The sequence below is a fragment of the Psychroserpens sp. genome (genome assembly GCF_036960315.1).
Classification (GTDB): domain Bacteria; phylum Bacteroidota; class Bacteroidia; order Flavobacteriales; family Flavobacteriaceae; genus Psychroserpens.
The window spans coordinates 97,138-114,977 of the sequence record NZ_JBALVR010000005.1; the positions used below are offsets into that span (position 1 = coordinate 97,138).

Consider the following 17,840-nt stretch of genomic DNA (forward strand, 5'->3'; position numbering starts at 1 on the left):
CTCTACTATTGAGCGGCTTTTTTTATAGTATTTTTGCAACGCTATGCTGAACGTAAAAAACCTCACTTTTTCATATCATAAAACACCTGTTTTAAAGGATTTGTCCTTTAAAGTTGAACAAGGTGAAAACTTGGCAATCATTGGTGAAAGTGGTTCAGGAAAAAGCACCCTTTTAACGGTCTTGTATGGTGAATATGATTTAAGCTTCGGAAATATCTACTGGAAAGACAATGAGATTCTAGGGCCTAAATTTAATTTGGTTGTTGGCTACGATTTCATGAAGTATGTCGCACAAGAATTTGACTTGATGCCATTTATTTCTGTAGAAGAAAATATCGGAAAATTCCTCTCTAATTTCTTTCCGGAAGAAAAACAAAAACGCACAGCAGAATTACTCGAAGTCGTTCAACTCACTTCCTTTGCGAAAACTAAAGTAAAAACCCTTTCTGGTGGACAAAAACAACGTGTAGCATTAGCCAGAGCTTTGGCCAAACAACCTGAAATCATTTTGCTAGACGAACCCTTCAGCCATATTGATAACTTCAAAAAACAGTCGTTAAGACGTAGCGTTTTTAAATATTTAAAAGAGAAAAATATTGCTTGTATTGTGGCGACTCATGATAAGAATGATGTCTTGGGTTTTTCAGATAAAATAATTTTTCTTAACAACAATCAAATAGAAGCTTACGATACTCCTGAAGCTTTATATAAAACCCCGAAAACACCTCTTATTGCTTCGTTTTTTGGAGAATTTAATGTCATAAATGACACAATTGTTTACGCACATCAACTTCAAGTTGTTGAGCAATCTCATTTAAAAGCTACAGTTATCACAAGTTATTTTAAAGGAAGTTATTATCTAGTTGAAGCAGATTTAGATGGACAGAAGGTTTTTTTTGTAAATGAGGTTCAACTTCAAAAAAATCAAGATATTTTTTTAGCAATTCAAAATTAAACACCCACAATATTAACTTCTATATGTCAAAGAAAACGACATAGATAATACATCTTAAAAAGGAAAAAGCGAGCTAACTTCGGTTGGTCTGATTTTCTGCTTTAATGATAAGCAAATCCAGAAAATCGACCACAATGCGTCAAAGACAATGGGATTGTTAGTTTTACCGAATTGTCATAGATTTCAGGGACCCCAATCGCCGTTTTATTGATTTCTAAATTTTGAATTGCTAGCTCTTTTCGTTCAGAAATTGATTTCAGCAAACGCTGTTTCAACACATTACTTTGAGTACTCTGAGACGGGTTCTCAGTTTTAAAAACAGAAGAGTTTATATCCTGATCCTGATCCTGCTTTGCAATTGTATAAATATAATCTTCAGTAATTATTGAATTCGTATAATAGCTATTATTGTCAATTTTCACGTTCCCTTTATCCTCGGAAATGAGCTCACACACCAACCGTTTCGGATTAAAAAAACGTTTTCCAAACTGTTGAACATGGATTTTGTAAGCCGCTTCTTTCATACTCCAGAGCAACCAAATCATTTGATGCTGATGTTCAGAAATTAGAATAAGATTTTGCTCTTTTTTCGTGAAGACTTTCTCTAAAAATCGAGGTCGCTGCCAATTAGAGGAGATGTATTTTAAATCGACAATATCGTTGCCTATCATTTGGCTTCAAGTTTTTCATTAACAATAGCCATGGCTGCTTTTACAGAGGTCATTTTTTCCATGTCATCATTTTCAATTCTGATGTCAAATTCGTCTTCAACATCTAAAATCACATCCACCAAATTTGCAGAGTTGATCTTCAAATCATTAATAAAATCGGTGTCTTCAGAAAGATTAACAAAAGCATCTTCGTCTTGAATATAAGGTTGAACAATGGTTTTTAATTTGGCAATAAGTTCATCTTTGGTCATAGTTTAATTATATCTCTTAAAGATAATACAACCGTTCACATCGCCAAAACCAAAACTAGCTTTTGCGGCAATATTTAATTCGGTATTCAATTGGTGCTTTAAAATCTTCTCGTCGGAAATCAATGTGGAAATCTCAGGATGCACATCCTCACAATTGACATTAGGAAACACAAATTGGTCTTTCAATTGAAGTACAGTTGCCACAGATTCAATACTTCCAGCTGCAGCCAAACAATGACCAACCATAGATTTCAAAGAGTTGATATATGGGAAATCATCGCCTTTTCGATTTAGCGCTTTGGTCCAATTCTCTATTTCCAAACCATCTTTTGACGTGGCTGTTAAATGACCATTAATAGTATCTATATCATTAGCCGAAATGTTAGCATTTACAATCGCTTCTTTGATACAGCGTTGCACAGCTTCAGCATTTGGAGCTGTCATGGTTCCGCCTTGTCGTTGTCCGCCTGAATTAATATGTCCGCCTAAAACCTCAGCATAAATGGTTGCATTTCGCTCTAGAGCACTCTCTAAAGATTCTAAAACTAAAGCGCCTGCACCTGCGCCCGGAACAAATCCAGAAGCACTAGCACTCATTGGTCGAGAACCTTGTTTTGGCGACTCATTATGCTTGTAAGTCATCACGCGCATGGCATCAAATCCGCCCCAAATATATGGACCATCATCACTACAACTACCAACCAACATACGTTTGGCTTGACCATTTTTGATACGTTCATAACCCATTAAAATAGCTTCTGTTCCTGTGGTACATGCCGAAGAATTTGTTGTCACTTGATTGCCTAATCCTAAAATTCCACCCAAAAATGCGCTAATTCCACTTGCCATAGTTTGCACAACAACAGTACTTCCTAGTCGTTTCACTTGGTTATCATCTAGCTTATAAATGGCTTCTCTAAATTTTTCAACGCCAGACGTTCCTGTGCCAAAAATGGTTCCACTATCAAAATCTAATTCGCTTTCAGCATCTACAGACAATCCAGCATCTTTCCAGGCGTCTATTCCAGCGATACAGCCATATAAAATTCCGGAGCTATTAAATCCTCGTAACTGCAAAGGTGTAAGGTATTCAAGTTTCTTTTCTTCGGAAATTTGCGGAATGCCTCCAATGCAACACGAAAAATTTAAGTCGGCTAATTGTTGATGAAACGTAATTCCAGATTCACCGTTTTTAATGGCTTTCGAAAACGCATCGAGTCCAACTCCATTTGGTGCAACGACTCCTAAACCTGTGATAACAACTCTGTTTTTCATGTTCTATTTAATTAGCTAGCATCATTCCTGAAATTTTTCCACGACACACTAATTCCTCTTTTTCATTAAAAAGTTTGACATTACATTTCAGTTTATTAAAACGAAAGACCTCTTTCTCTGAAACCACAGTGACTTTTTCTCCAGGAAAAACAGGTAAAAAAAAATCAACCTGACTTGAAGTTAAGGCAATTTGTGGCTGATTATCTTCAGACAATTGATCTTTCAGCATATAAATTCCCAAACATACTAAACCAATTTGTGTCATGCATTCCGTTAAAATCACTCCAGGTGTTATTGGGTTATTTTTAAAATGCCCTTCATAGAAATACGCGTATTTTTTAAAAGTGTAGTGTCCCGTTATGCCTTCCGAAGATATTTCGGTTAATTCATCAACAAACAGAAACGGTTCTTGATATGGTAATAGCGATATGATTTTCTCTGACGTCATTTGTTAACTTATATGTTCGCCTCCATCTACCGGAATCACACAACCATTAATCCAACCTGCTTCATCTTTGCTCAATAAATAAACAGCATTTGCCACATCCTCAGGTTGGGTTAATCGCTTAAACGGGTTACGGCGTAAACTATGTGCTTTAATCTGATCACTCCCAGGAATCATTCTCAGTGAAGCCGTATCTGTCACTCCGGCTTGTATACAGTTCGCTCTAATCCCAAAAGGCGCAAACTCTAGTGCCATATTTCTAGTAATCGCTTCTAGTGTAACTTTTGCTGCGGATACTGCAGCATAATTCTTCCAAGCTTTAGTATTTCCTTCGCTAGTAAAACTAATAATCCGAGTGTCTTTAGCAAATAATTGGGCTTCAAAAACAGCCTTGGTCCAATCATATAAACTTATGGCCATGGCGTTTATGGTAAGGCTAAAATCATCGCTTTTTAATGTTGGTTTATCATCATCAAGCATAGGTTTTAAATTGCCTTTAGCAACACTATGAACTAAGGTTCTAATAGTTCCTTCTGTGCCTAAAATAGTTTTTAACTTTAAAATAATCTCATCTCGTTTTTCAATTTTAAAGGCGTCTACATTATAAGATTTGAACTGAATACCTTCCGCTTTTATTTTATCAAATTCGGCATTAATCGCTTGGTCTTGAGTTCTTGAGTTTCGATGAACAATACAAATATTCATACCATGTTGAGCTAGCTTTTTTGCCGTAGCTAAGCCTAATCCGCTAGAACCTCCTAAAATGAGCGCCCAATAATTTTTATCTTGAAATTCTTTTACCATTCTAATAATATACGTTGTGCCGAAAAACCTGGTCCAAAACTCAACATTAAACCTCTATCTCCTTTGGGTAATTGTTTATCCATAAAACGCTCTAAAACATAAAGTACTGTTGCACTACTCATATTGCCATACAATTTAAGAACGTCTTTAGTATCGTCAATATTCTTTCCGAGTGATCCAAATAAATCTTCAACGGTTTGTACGATTTTTTTTCCGCCTGGATGAAATATAAGATGATCTATATCTTCAATTGTAATTCCATTTCGTTCTAAAAACGGATGTACAATTTTAGGGAAATGTTCTGAAATGGTTTCAGGAACTGCTTTATCTAAAATCATTTGCAAGCCTGTATTCACCAATTTAAAACCCATCATGGTTTCCGCATCATAAAAATGATACATACCTTCATCAATTATTTTCGGCCCTTCTTCATTTTCATAGGACGATAAAATCACGCTCGAAGCACCATCTCCAAAAATTGCTGCGCTTACAATATTGACCATCGAAAAATCATCCAATTGAAATGTTGCCGTGGGTGATTCTACAGCAATTACAGCTGCGCGTTTATTTGGATTCGCTTTTAAAAAATTCTTGGCATAAATAATTCCTGAAACACCTGCTGCACAACCCATTTCGGTTACGGGAAGTCGCACGATATCCTGCTTCATTTTGAGATTATTAATCAAATATGCATCCATTGACGGAATCATAATTCCGGTACAGCTAACCGTTATGATATAATCAATATCTGTTGGTTTTAGGTTAACCTTTTCTAAAGCTTTAACCAGTGATTGTTCTGCCAGCTTTACAACTTCGCGTGAGTAGATGTCGTTTTTTTCTTCAAATGACGAATTTAAAAATACTTCCTCTGCATCCATAATAGAATAACGTCTATCAACTCCAGCATTCTCAAAAAGCTTAATCACTTTGCGTTGAAAACGCTCTTCTTGACCAGACATCCATACGTTTAAGTAGGGAATGATATCCTTAGTTTCTCTTGTATATTTTGGTAACTGTTTTGCTACAGACGTTATTTTTACGCTCATATTATTTTTGCTTCAATATCCATTGAAAACGAAATGCCCATTTCCATTGTATATGATAGTTTGCATTTAATTGCTCTGATATATTTACTATTTCTAGTCGTTTGAATCCTCGTAATACTGAGGTTAATCCATCTTCAGCAATGGTTTTATTTTTTATGGTTGTACATAGTACCTTAAATAAGTAATAGGCAAGTTTGTGCCTATGTAAATCGTTAACAACAATCCCTAATTTTGCGTTTTTTAAAACTGGTTTCAAAAACGAAACTAGCTCGTCCTCTTTAAAATGGTGAAGAAATAGCGTTGTTAAAACCACATCATATTTTAGCTGTTTAAAGTCTTCAGAAAAAACATCTATCGCCTTAAATTCTATATTATCATAGGTTTCTGATAATGTGTTGGCATAATCAACTGTGTGCTGATTTGCGTCTATTCCAATTAAGTGAAATTTGTAACCATTACGCTTTCCAAATCGTGAGACTTCTCTGAAAATATCTCCACCACCGCAACCTAAATCAATTAGGGTTATAACTTCATTTTTTGGATGATTTTTGAGCACTTTTTTAAGTCCGTTAATTGTAACTTTATTTCCGCCTAACCACTGGTTGATTTTTGCGAGTTTATCCAGTGCATCATGAAGTATTGGACCATTATAATCCAAATCGTCCATAATTTCCTCTTCCTCACTTCTATATGTTGTACTAACTAGAAAACTCATTCAACTCGCATTAATTTACCATGGGTTCGTTTTATAATATGAGGTAAAATACCTGGAAACCATTTTAAGCCTTGCATTAATACTTCAAAAATTTTAGGTTGGTTAAATAATTTGGCTACAATATGGCCTGTTCTTAAACGCGACTTAAACGCTTTATTCCATTCTCTAAGATACTGTTTTTCTAAAGTTTCTCTATCAGAAATTTCCGAATTAAAAAATTTGATAATTAATAATGAAGCGATTTGGGCGCTTCTTATCGCCATACTCATTCCGTTACCACATAATGGATGAATTAAAGCAGCTGTATCGCCGCACATGATGATGTGATTATCTACTGGTTTTTTATCTTCAAATGAAATTTGGCTAATCGTGAGTGGCTGTTCAAAAACGGCAGTTGTTTGACTAAAAATAGCCTTTAAATACAAGTTTTTGAACATGACTTCTTGCTGAAACTCGGCAATATCCTTATACTTTTTAAAAGTTTTAAAATTGGTGATATAGCATAAATTGATACTCTCGTTCTCTACTTTAGAAACGCCACAATAACCACCTTCAAAATTATGAAGTGCCACGACATCTTCAGGAAAATCTCCAATAGCATGCGTTTTCACGGCCAGATAAGGTGACTTGTTTTTTATGAATTGACGATTCAATTTCACATCTAAATTTGAACGCTTACCATAAGCTCCAATCACCATTTTAGCTTTGAAAGTTGTCTTGTTTTTTGTTCCTATAGAAAATTCATCATTAGAAAAGTGAATGTCTTCAACAGCATCCTGAAGAATGTTTACACCATTTTGAATCGCTTTCTTAGCTAAGGCATCATCCAAACAAAAGCGACTAATGCCAAAACCACCCAATGATAAAGGTGTTGAAATAAGCTTACTCTTTGTTGTAGATAATTGGAATTTATTAATCTTTTTGGCGCCTAGTTTAAAAACATCAATGCCTAAAAAATCTAAGTATGGCAAGACTTCATTAGAAATGTATTCACCACAAACCTTATGCTTAGGATAGCTGTTTTTTTCGATGACTAAAACGCTCAAACTTTGTTTTGATAAGTGAATCGCGCTTGATAATCCAGCCAATCCACCTCCAACGATAATAACATCAAATGTTGAGGGCATCGTATTCAATTTATTTTTCTAATACAATATGCTTAAAGATAAGTCGAAATTGATTGAGATAAAAATTAGATAACTTTGATAACAGCAAATTCCTGGTCTCTAAATCGAATTTGGTCTCCAACAGTTTTTCCTAAAAGCAACTTTGCAATAGGTGTATTAGCTGATATCGCATAAAATGATTGATTGTTTACTTTCAATTCTCCAGCACTAATGGTGATAAAATAATTAGCTTGCGTTGTATATATTATAGATCCTAGTACGATAATATTTGAAGATTTTGAGATATCAATTTTAGCCAATAATTGATTAACTTTTTGAATTTCAGCTAACTGACGCCCTGCTTTTTCACGCTCTAATTGCAACATTGCACGACCTGTTTCGTGCTTATCTCCAGCCGAACTTTTAGTTTCTGATGTGAGTGATTCTTGAATCTCCCAAATTGTTAGTTGAACAGCCTTCAAGCGATTGTCAATAAAAACCTGACATTTATTAAATAGCTCTTGTTTTAAATCATTGCTCTTTTTCATTTCGCTCAGGATAATTTAATGGTCCAAAATAAACCATTTGTTTAGTAATCCATAATTTTCTGCTTTCTATATATGCTGTTGCAGGATTTGCTTTATATCGTAACGGATTTGGTAATATTGCGGCAATTGCAGCCGCTTCATATTTGGTGAGGTTTGCAGCCGGTTTTTTAAACCAATACAGTGAAGCTGCTTCTACTCCATAAATGCCAGGTCCCATTTCAATACTGTTAAGATAGACTTCCATAATCCGTTCTTTGCTCCAAACCAATTCTATTAAAAACGTAAAATAGGTTTCTAATCCCTTACGTAACCAACTACGTTGTGGCCAGAGAAACACATTTTTTGCAGTTTGTTGACTAATGGTACTTGCGCCTTTTAACGCCTTTCCTTTTTTATTGTTTTCATAAGCCCTCTCAATAGCTTTGATGTCAAACCCATGGTGGATCAAAAAATTCTGGTCTTCGCTACAAATGACGGCTAATTGTAAATTGTTAGATATCTTTTCTATTGGAATCCAATCGTGTTCGTAGCCTTTTTTGTTTGAATCTGTTTGTTCTATATTTCGAATCACCATTAATGGTGTAATTCGTACAGGAAGCCACTTAAATATAAATACTATAACAATGGAAAACACAAAAAACCAAAACAGTGTTTTAAGGATTAATTTAAAAAAACGTTTAATAAATTTCATGCTTTTTAGCTATAATAAATCGGCTAATTCTTTACCAATCAAGCTTCCAATAGCAACCCCCATTCCTCCTAAACGAACACCACAATATACATTGCTACTTAATTGCTTAACGATTGGTTTTTTTTGATGACCAACACCCATAATACCACTCCAACGCTGTTCAATTTCAAAAGGTGTTGTTGGTAATATAGTCGATTGTAACAGTTCTTCAAGAGTATTCTGAATCAAATCTGTTAAATCGAAATCTGTTGTTTCTTCTCCTTGGATATCCAAATTGCGTCCACCTCCAAATAAAATGCGATTATCAATATTTCTAAAATAGTAATATCCTTGATCTAAATGAAATGTGCCTTTGATGTGTAAATCTTTTATAGGTTTAGTAATGAGTACTTGAGCTCTTGCCGGTTTTACTTCGGAAATATTCAACCTTGAAGCAAAGCCATTTGTAGCTATTAGTAATTTTGAAGTCGAGAATTCTAATTGATTCGTTTTGATTTTCACCGAATTTGAATCTTCAGAAAAATGTTCAACCGCAACATTGTTTAATATTTTAATGCCTGCGTTTTGTACAAGTTGAGTCAATGACATCATCATCATTCCTGTGTCGATTTGACCTTCAAATTGATTAAAGCTCAAACGATCATAACAGTGTTTAAAACCAAATGTATTTGGTTGAAAACTAAACACCTTATGATTAAAAAGTGGTTTGAGAAGTTGATTTATGGCTTCATTTTGCGATTGGCATTGTTCGAATAAATCATCGGTTTTAGAAAACAACTCATAGCCTCCATTCTGCTGATAGTTAATATTGGCATCACCTAGAGTCTCTCTTAATAATTTAAGCCCATCAATACGCTTTTTAACCAATTGAAATACCTCATCTTCAGAATGTGTTTTGAGGTCATCCATGATTTCACTTAAGCTCCCAAAACAAGCAAATCCTGCATTTTTAGTACTTGCACCTTGAGGAAGCATCCCTTTTTCTAGAACAAGAATCTTCGCCATGGGGAAACGGCTCTTTAATTGAAGCGCACAGTTTAGGCCTACAATACCGCTACCAACTATAGTATAATCTATATCAGTAAACCATGATTTTATTTCCCAGTAGCTATAATTCATAAAAAAAGAAAAGCTCCTAAAATTAGGAGCTTTTTATTAAATATCACATGTTATTGAATCACTAATTTTCTTATACCTTTTTGATCTCCGTCCTTAACGCTCAAAATATATACACCCGATGTTGCATTAGGAAGTTTAATCGTTTGATTAAAATCACCAGTGTTATCAAATTTCTTAGAAAATATAGAACGACCTCTAATATCGTAGATATCTATTTGCAAACCTGCACTAAATCCGTTAGTGTACTTAATACTAAACTCCCCTTTATTTGGGTTTGGATACACGATTAAGTTGTCATTTAAATCTTGGTCATCTACACTAAGCGTACTCACTATTTCAAATTCTGCTAGATTTACATTGTAAAAAATATTTCCTACAGCTTCAACAATTATTCTACATTCAGTTGAACTAGTCCCATTAGGAATCGTTACGTCTGCAGTACCATCATTATCAGTATTTGCTAAGAGAACCGTATCAAAATTGACGCCTCCATCTGTTGATAGTAAAATATTAACTTGGGCCGTATCAATTCCAGAACCCGTAGTTCCTGCTACTGTCCAATTCACTGTTTGAGTAGTTCCACCATCATAAGAAATTCCTCCTGTGTTTTGAGAATTAACTCTAAAAAAACCTGTTTGAACAGTGGTTACTGTCATACCATCTACTGCATTTTGCCCTCCGTTAACTCCATTATCTCTAACCGTTAATCTAAAATTGATGTCTCTAGCCAATAGCATTAATTTTTCCCATTGAGTAGAATTTCCTCCATTTGCAAGGACATCTTCCAACCTTGGAATATACCGTGTTGGGCTAGCATCTGGTAGAAAAGAACGAACTAATGGGCCCTGTAATGTGGTTGTTGAAGGTATTCCTGGAGGGCCTAGGTCATATTGTTCCCAGCAATAGGTGTGTGCTCCTGTGCCATCTGTGTCAGTTGAGACGCCTGTAAGTTTATAAGGTGTCCCGATAGGAATAATATAATTAGCTCCAGCTTCTACTGTAGGTGCACTATTACCAGATGGCGTCATTGCAGCGCATTGACTATTTCCAAACGTTATATTATCCCACATCATCTGAAGACTCTTTTGATGAAAATATAAATCTCTACTCCCTTGGACATTCTGACTACCACAAATACCTGAATAACTCAAAATGGTTGAGCCACTGCCTGGTTCATATGCACTTGAAGCTGTTATATTACTAACAGAACATGAGCCTTCACTACCATTCCATGTGTGAGTTGATCCGTATTGGTGTCCCATTTCATGCATCAATATGCCTTCGAATTGTGTGCCTCCCCCTGATGATACACCAGAAACACCTCTAGCCTTATTAGTAGTACAAGGAGAAAATAACTGGGCTAATCCACCAGGACCTGTTGATAGCATATGCCCAATATCATAAAGACTTCCTACAAAAGCGTCAATAAATTGTTGGCTCTGATCAATTAATAGAGGATAATTCGAGTTATTTAAAAATGGAGAACTTAGGAATATTATGTTTTCATTGGTTGGAACCAGAACCATTGTAACAGATAATTCGTTTTCATATACCGCATTTACCCTCGTCATTACATCATTCATTTCTGCTAAAACTGCTGCTTTTTTTTGAGCATCTGTTCCTCCACTTAATCCGGCAGCATTAACATGAACAGCAGCATATTCTTCAGTACAGGCTAAAGCCAAACGAAATTCTCTTAACTGGCCATCACTTGCGTTTCTTTGTGCACTTGACGATGAATTAGTCCATTCATTAATTGACATTTCATCTGTAACACCACACTCAAATTGATCTATTTCTGGCGGAAGGTCTTGTCTTAAATGAACACTATAAACATTGTCATTATTTGAAACAACCTCAATGTATTCAGTTCCTTTATTTGAACCAAGTAACACAGATTTGAAACCGTAAGGAGAGATACTAAACCTAATAATATGACTTGGGTTATCAATACTTTGTCCAATAAATGAACCCAACTCTGGAAACCTCTCTTGCAGTTCTTGGTGTAATACTGACGCTTTAAAAATTTTAAAGGCTTGTAATTTACCTGTAGTGCTTGGGAATTGAAGAATTACATTCGAAACTCCATTTGCAGTTTTTCTGTCTGGTGCATTTGTCAAAGCCTCCTTAATCCCTACAAAATTTAATTCAAAAAATGTTTCTTTTGAAGGCACAATTCCTGATCGTTCATAAGTAGCGTCTTCCTCTACAAGTGTCCAAAACAATGAGTTGTCTTGAGCAAAAGCAGAAAAACAAAAACTCAAGCATATCATTACAATGACATGCCTTTTTAAAGTATTCTTTTTCATAAGTGTCTTTTTTTGCGAAATTAACAGGTTTTAGCGAGATACACAACTTAAATAACATTACTCATGGGCTTACTGCCTTCAAATTACTTGTATCCAAATGTATAATACAAATACATTTATAATTAATTATATCGTTTATTTTGGCTCAACATGATTTTATTTTACAGTAACTATAGTTCATGAAAAAAGAAAAGCCCCTAAAATTAGGGGCTTTTTAGTAAATATTAAACGTTATTGAATCACTAATTTTCTTATGCTTTTTTGATTTCCAACTGTTACGCTTAAAAGATACAGTCCTGTTTTAGCATTAGGAAGCTTAATAGTTTCATTAAAATCTCCTGTGTTATCGTATGTTTTGGATAATAAAAAACGGCCTCTTATATCATAGATGTCTATCTGTAAACCGTCACTAGATCCATTTGTGTACTTAATACTAAACTCTCCTTTATTTGGGTTTGGATAGACAATTAGGTTATCATTTAAATCTTCGTCATCTATACTAAGCGTACTCACTATTTCAAATTCTGCTAGATTTACATTGTAAAAAATATTTCCTACAGCTTCAACAATTATTCTACATTCAGTTGAACTAGTCCCATTAGGAATCGTTACGTCTGCAGTACCATCATTATCTGTAGCTGCTAACAAAATAGTATCAAAGTTTACACCACCATCAGTTGATAATAATATATTAACTTGTGCTGTATCAATTCCAGAACCCGTAGTTCCTGCTACATTCCAAGTAACGGCTTGAGTTGTGCCGCCATCATAAGAAATTGCACCTGTGTTTTGAGAAGTGACTTTGAAGAATCCTGATTGAACAGTAGTTATTTTCATGTCATCTACAACAGTTTGTCCACCGTTAACACCATTATCTCTTACTGTTAACTTAAAATTAATATCTCTAGCGATTAACATTAGTTTCTCCCATTGTGTGGAGTTACCTCCATTTACAAGGACATCTTCTAACCTTGGGATGTATCTTGTTGGATTAGGATCTGGTGGAAAAGAACGAACCACTGGTCCTGCCAATGTGGTCGGCCCTGGATTTGTAGCAGCAGGACCTAAGTCAAATTGCTCCCAGCAATAAGTGTGTGTACCTATGCCATCTGCATCTGTAGTGACACCTGTCAGTTTATAAGGTGTTCCAATAGGAATAAAATAATCAGCACCCGCTTCTACTGTTGGTAAAGCATTACCATTAGATACATCCGTAGAGCAATTAAAATTTCCAAAAGATATATTAGTCCATATTTGTTGTAAACTAATTTGATGAAAATATAAGTCGTTAGTTGATATAACATTTGAAGAAGCGGCACAAATACCCGCATAAGACATTGTAGTCGACCCACTTCCCGGTTCATATGCCGTTGAAGCTGTAGCTGGCCCTGCGCAATTGGTTGAATTGTAGGTATGAAGTGCACCATATTGGTGACCCATTTCATGTCTAACAATGTTTTCATGAACCAAGCCTGCTGGTACACCAAATCTTCCTGAAGCAGCACCTGCCTTAAAAGCATCATTACATACCTGAGATACATAAGCCAGACCACCCGATGTATTCGCTAACATATGACCTATTTCAAAACCTGACCCTGCTAGAGAAGGAAGAAAATTTCGGCTTTCGTCAATTAATGCGCCCAAATTATCATTTGATAAAAATGAGTCTGTTAGAAAAATAATATTTTCATTCGTTGGTATTAAGGTCATTGTAACAGATAAATCTATCTCATATACTGCATTTATTCTTGTCATCATATCGCTCATGACAGCCAAGACAGCGCCTTTTTTTAGAGCATCTGAAGCCATATCTAAACCTGCTTCGGTAACATGATATGCAGCGTATTCTTGTGTACATGCAAGCGCTAAGTTATATTCTCTTAAAAGGCCATCGTCTGCATTTCTTTGAAGATTATCTAGTGATGGTTCTCTGTTGGCTAGATCTACACCTTCGTCTTCTGTATAGCACACAAATGCATCACTTGGTACATCAACATCTTTAATTTTATAAACTTGATAAATCGCTTGATCTTTCGTTAAACAATCAATATGTTGCGACCCAAGTTCTGAGTTTAAAACAATCGCATTTAATCCTTTATGAGAAATACTAAATCTAATGGTGATATAAGGTTTGTCTACATGTTGACCAACATACGATCTAATATCTGGATGTAGTGCTTGAAGGTCTGGATGCATCACTGACGCTTCAAGAACTTTATACGTTTCCAGCTTGCCTTCAGCATTAGGGAAATCTAAAAGAACTCCAGAAGCTATCGTGGCTTCTTTTCTACTTGGTGCATTAGCAAGGATCTCTTTGACCGCTTCAAGATTCAATGAGAATAATTTACTTGTATTTGGTGTGACATCTCTTTGCCATTTATCTTGAGAAATATCAGTGTCATTTGAAATTTCTTTCCATAAGTTATTTTGGGCAAATGAGGAAAAAGAAAAACTTAAGCATATCATGATAATGACATACCTTTTTAAACTATTTTTTTTCATAAGTGTGCTTTTTTTTGTGAAATTAGTAGGTTTTAGTGAAATAAACAATTAAAAAATAAATATCCATCAAATATAGCGTCTTAATATTGCTTAAATCTAATTTAATCCCTCTCATTTCATAGCTTATGTTTGAATCCACCTTGCCTTAATCAAGAGAAGTAGCCAATGCTAGATGTGTTAAGGATAGAAGTGATATCCTTTTTAGTTTTTCAAAAAAGATTTAACGGATAGCGTGTCTTTTGTCTCAACTCTTCGAGATAAAAGAACACCCAAATAATAAGCATAAAAAAACTCCGAAACGTAAATTTCGGAGTTGTTATATTAATCTTCTTCAGGTTGAATTTCGAAATCTTCCATGAATTTAGTTGTGTAGTTTCCAGCTATATAATCTGGATGCTCCATCAACTGTCTGTGGAATGGAATTGTTGTTTTAATTCCTTCGATTACGAACTCTTCTAAAGCACGTTTCATTTTATTGATTGCTTCTTCACGAGTTTGTGCTGTAGTAATCAACTTTGCGATCATAGAATCGTAGTTAGGCGGTATCACATAACCCGCATACACATGCGTATCTAAACGAACTCCATGTCCTCCTGGAGCATGTAACGTTGTGATACGTCCTGGTGATGGTCTAAAATCGTTAAAGGGATCTTCAGCATTAATTCTACATTCTATAGAGTGTAATTGTGGTAAGTAGTTTTTACCTGAAATTGGCACTCCTGCAGCCACTAAAATTTGCTCACGAATTAAGTCAAAATCAATGACTTGTTCTGTAATTGGATGTTCTACTTGGATACGAGTATTCATTTCCATGAAGTAGAAATTACGGTGCTTATCAACTAAAAATTCTACAGTTCCAGCACCTTCATACTTGATATACTCTGAAGCTTTTACTGCCGCTTTACCCATTTTCTCACGTAAGGCTTTAGTCATAAAAGGTGAAGGCACCTCTTCGGTTAACTTTTGGTGTCGACGTTGTATAGAGCAATCTCTTTCTGAAAGATGACAGGCTTTACCTGTTGAATCTCCTACAATTTGAATTTCGATATGGCGTGGTTCTTCAATGAGTTTTTCCATGTACATATCATCATTTCCAAAGGCTGCTTTCGATTCTGCTCGCGCAGATTCCCAAGCGTTTTGGAGCTCTTCAGGTTTCCAAACAGCTCGCATTCCTTTTCCACCTCCACCAGCTGATGCTTTAAGCATTACTGGATATCCGGTTTCTAAAGCTACTTTTATACAGTCTTCGAAATTTTCTATAACTCCTTCACTTCCAGGAACACATGGCACTCCTGCTTCAATCATGGTTGCTTTTGCATTTGCCTTATCTCCCATTCTATTAATCATCTCTGGAGAGGCACCAATAAATTTAATATCGTGTTCTTCACAGATTTTAGAAAACTTAGCGTTCTCTGATAAAAATCCGTAACCTGGATGAATGGCATCTGCATTTGTGATTTCTGCAGCTGCAATGATATTCGATATTTTAAGGTAAGACTCACTACTTGAAGGTGGACCAATACAAACGGCCTCATCGGCAAACTTTACATGCAAACTTTCGGCATCAGCTGTAGAATATACAGCAACTGTTTTGATACCCATTTCTTTACAGGTTCTAATAACACGTAGTGCTATTTCACCTCTATTAGCTACTAATATTTTTTTAAACATAACTTATTACTATTTAAAATTTCAAATTCCAAATTTCAATGATAATAGAAATTGCGTTTTGGAATTTTAAATTTGGTTATGATGGGTCTACTAAAAATAAAGGTTGGTCGAATTCTACTGGGGATGAATCGTCGACTAATATCTTAACGATTTTTCCTGAGACTTCAGATTCGATTTCATTGAACAATTTCATGGCTTCAATAACACAAAGTACATCACCTTCACCTATTGAGCTTCCTACTTCAACAAACATAGGTTTGTCTGGAGACGGCTTACGGTAAAATGTACCAATAATAGGTGATTTAATTGTTATGTATTTTGAATCCTCAGAAGCTGCAGGAGCTTCTGCATGAACAGATTCTGCTAATGGAGCAGCTGCAGGAACAGCTTGCGCTAAAGGTTGGTTCATTGGTATTTGTTGAACATAAGTGGTAGATTCCCCTCTATCATCTCCACCAGTTCTTATGGTGATTTTGATGTCGTCCATCTCTAATTTAACCTCACTTGCCCCAGATTTGGCCACAAATTTGATTAAGTTTTGAATTTCCTTAATATCCATAATTAATAGTCGTTTTAATTAGTTAGTTAAAAGTTGGTTATGAATTATAAGCCCATTTTAAATAAATTGAGCCCCAAGTAAATCCGCCTCCGAAAGCTGCGAATATAATTTTATCGTTCTTTTTTAATTGTGATTCGTAATCATGTAACAGTAAAGGTAACGTAGCTGAAGTTGTATTTCCATATTTATGGATATTCATCATTACTTTTTCTGGTTCTAAAGACACTCTGTTTGCGGTAGCCTCTATAATTCTCTTATTCGCTTGATGCGCTGCCAACCAAGTAATATCATCGTTAGTCAAGTTATTTCTTTTTATAATACGCTCGGTAACATCTGCCATGTTGAAAACAGCATTCTTGAAGACTGTTTTCCCTTCTTGAAAAACGTATTGTTTCCCTTCGTTAAACGTATCTGCAGTAATTGGATATGAAGACCCACCATATGTCGCTTGAAGAAACTCACGTCCTTCACCATTACTTCTCAATAATTCATCCTGAAGACCTAAGCCTTCATGATTAGGTTCAAACAAAACGGCTCCAGCTCCATCACCAAAAATAATGCATGTTGCTCTATCTTTATAATTGATAAAAGACGAGTTTTTATCGGCTCCGATAAGTAAAACGTTTTTATATTTTCCCGATTCTATATAGCTTGAAGCAACAGACATTCCGAAGAGAAAACTAGAACATGCAGCTTCTAAATCGAAAGAAAACGCATTTGTTGCGCCTATCTCAGTTGCAGTAAAAGCTGCGGTAGAGGCAGCTTTCATATCTGGTGTTGCAGTTGCAACAATTACCAATTCTATGTCTTTGGGGTCAATCCCTTTTTTATTGATAAGGTCTTGTGCGGCTTTTATGGCTAAATATGAGGTTCCTTTTCCTTCTCCCTTGAGAATGCGACGTTCTTTAATACCTGTACGTGATGTAATCCATTCGTCATTGGTATCGACCAGGGTTTCCAAAATTTGATTAGTTAATCTATATTCAGGTAAATATGCGCCTACTCCTGTAATTGCCGCTGTGATTTTACTCATATTGTGTTTTTAAAAACAGTCCAAAAAAGACAAAAATCATCGAAAAATGGTAAAATTTTAATGAAATTACTAAATTTTGAACGAATATGGTGCAAATTAAGTCGTTTTTAAGACTTAGAGAAATTAAACATAAAAAAAAC

At 35.3% G+C, this 17,840-nt stretch carries 17 protein-coding genes; 1 reads left to right on the top strand and 16 read right to left on the bottom strand.

Features of this window, described 5'->3' with window-relative positions:
- The first annotated feature begins 43 nt into the window (after positions 1 to 43).
- Positions 44 to 955, top strand: coding sequence for an ABC transporter ATP-binding protein (locus tag V7719_RS10150; RefSeq protein WP_335729791.1), 912 nt, complete (start codon positions 44 to 46; stop codon positions 953 to 955).
- Between the two features lie 101 nt (positions 956 to 1,056).
- Here the strand turns inward: V7719_RS10150 and V7719_RS10155 are convergent, their stop codons facing one another.
- From V7719_RS10155 to V7719_RS10230, 16 genes are all read right to left on the bottom strand, one after another.
- Complete coding sequence (locus V7719_RS10155) at positions 1,057 to 1,626, bottom strand: 4'-phosphopantetheinyl transferase family protein (RefSeq protein ID WP_335729792.1); 570 nt, start codon at positions 1,624 to 1,626, stop codon at positions 1,057 to 1,059.
- Complete coding sequence (locus V7719_RS10160) at positions 1,623 to 1,877, bottom strand: acyl carrier protein (protein ID WP_335729793.1); 255 nt, start codon at positions 1,875 to 1,877, stop codon at positions 1,623 to 1,625. Before V7719_RS10160 ends, V7719_RS10155 begins: the two co-directional genes overlap by 4 nt.
- A 3-nt stretch (positions 1,878 to 1,880) precedes the next feature.
- A complete protein-coding gene (locus tag V7719_RS10165; RefSeq protein ID WP_335729794.1) occupies positions 1,881 to 3,152 on the bottom strand; it encodes a beta-ketoacyl-[acyl-carrier-protein] synthase family protein in 1,272 nt (423 codons plus the stop codon).
- A 7-nt stretch (positions 3,153 to 3,159) separates the two neighbouring features.
- Complete coding sequence (locus V7719_RS10170) at positions 3,160 to 3,600, bottom strand: 3-hydroxyacyl-ACP dehydratase FabZ family protein (RefSeq protein WP_335729795.1); 441 nt, start codon at positions 3,598 to 3,600, stop codon at positions 3,160 to 3,162.
- Positions 3,601 to 3,603: 3 nt separating this feature from the next.
- Positions 3,604 to 4,401, bottom strand: a complete 798-nt coding sequence (locus tag V7719_RS10175; RefSeq protein WP_335729796.1) for an SDR family NAD(P)-dependent oxidoreductase — start codon at positions 4,399 to 4,401, stop codon at positions 3,604 to 3,606.
- Positions 4,395 to 5,447 (bottom strand): type III polyketide synthase, encoded by a 1,053-nt coding sequence (locus V7719_RS10180; RefSeq protein WP_335729797.1) that lies wholly within the window; start codon positions 5,445 to 5,447, stop codon positions 4,395 to 4,397. The genes V7719_RS10175 and V7719_RS10180 overlap by 7 nt, the downstream gene beginning before the upstream one ends.
- Before the next feature lies 1 nt (position 5,448).
- Positions 5,449 to 6,162: a methyltransferase domain-containing protein gene (locus V7719_RS10185; protein WP_335729798.1), complete on the bottom strand. Its 714-nt coding sequence runs from the start codon at positions 6,160 to 6,162 to the stop codon at positions 5,449 to 5,451.
- Positions 6,159 to 7,289, bottom strand: a complete 1,131-nt coding sequence (locus tag V7719_RS10190) for an NAD(P)/FAD-dependent oxidoreductase (protein ID WP_335729799.1) — start codon at positions 7,287 to 7,289, stop codon at positions 6,159 to 6,161. Before V7719_RS10190 ends, V7719_RS10185 begins: the two co-directional genes overlap by 4 nt.
- A 65-nt stretch (positions 7,290 to 7,354) precedes the next feature.
- Positions 7,355 to 7,816: a 3-oxoacyl-ACP synthase gene (locus V7719_RS10195; protein ID WP_335729800.1), complete on the bottom strand. Its 462-nt coding sequence runs from the start codon at positions 7,814 to 7,816 to the stop codon at positions 7,355 to 7,357.
- On the bottom strand, positions 7,800 to 8,507 hold the full coding sequence (gene mtgA / locus V7719_RS10200) for a monofunctional biosynthetic peptidoglycan transglycosylase (RefSeq protein ID WP_335729801.1): 708 nt from the start codon (positions 8,505 to 8,507) through the stop codon (positions 7,800 to 7,802). Before mtgA ends, V7719_RS10195 begins: the two co-directional genes overlap by 17 nt.
- A gap of 9 nt (positions 8,508 to 8,516) precedes the next feature.
- A complete protein-coding gene (locus tag V7719_RS10205; protein WP_335729802.1) occupies positions 8,517 to 9,626 on the bottom strand; it encodes an NAD(P)/FAD-dependent oxidoreductase in 1,110 nt (369 codons plus the stop codon).
- 50 nt (positions 9,627 to 9,676) lie between these two features.
- Positions 9,677 to 11,935 carry a zinc-dependent metalloprotease gene (locus V7719_RS10210; protein WP_335729803.1) on the bottom strand — a complete coding sequence of 753 codons (2,259 nt, stop codon included), beginning with the start codon at positions 11,933 to 11,935 and terminating at the stop codon, positions 9,677 to 9,679.
- A gap of 231 nt (positions 11,936 to 12,166) precedes the next feature.
- The gene (locus tag V7719_RS10215) at positions 12,167 to 14,437 is read right to left on the bottom strand and encodes a zinc-dependent metalloprotease (protein ID WP_335729804.1); all 2,271 of its coding nucleotides are present in this window, start codon (positions 14,435 to 14,437) and stop codon (positions 12,167 to 12,169) included.
- Between the two features lie 321 nt (positions 14,438 to 14,758).
- Positions 14,759 to 16,108 carry an acetyl-CoA carboxylase biotin carboxylase subunit gene (gene accC, locus V7719_RS10220; protein WP_335729805.1) on the bottom strand — a complete coding sequence of 450 codons (1,350 nt, stop codon included), beginning with the start codon at positions 16,106 to 16,108 and terminating at the stop codon, positions 14,759 to 14,761.
- Between the two features lie 76 nt (positions 16,109 to 16,184).
- Positions 16,185 to 16,667: an acetyl-CoA carboxylase biotin carboxyl carrier protein gene (gene accB, locus V7719_RS10225; RefSeq protein ID WP_335729806.1), complete on the bottom strand. Its 483-nt coding sequence runs from the start codon at positions 16,665 to 16,667 to the stop codon at positions 16,185 to 16,187.
- A 37-nt stretch (positions 16,668 to 16,704) separates the two neighbouring features.
- On the bottom strand, positions 16,705 to 17,700 hold the full coding sequence (locus tag V7719_RS10230; RefSeq protein ID WP_335729807.1) for a beta-ketoacyl-ACP synthase III: 996 nt from the start codon (positions 17,698 to 17,700) through the stop codon (positions 16,705 to 16,707).
- Positions 17,701 to 17,840 lie beyond the last annotated feature (140 nt).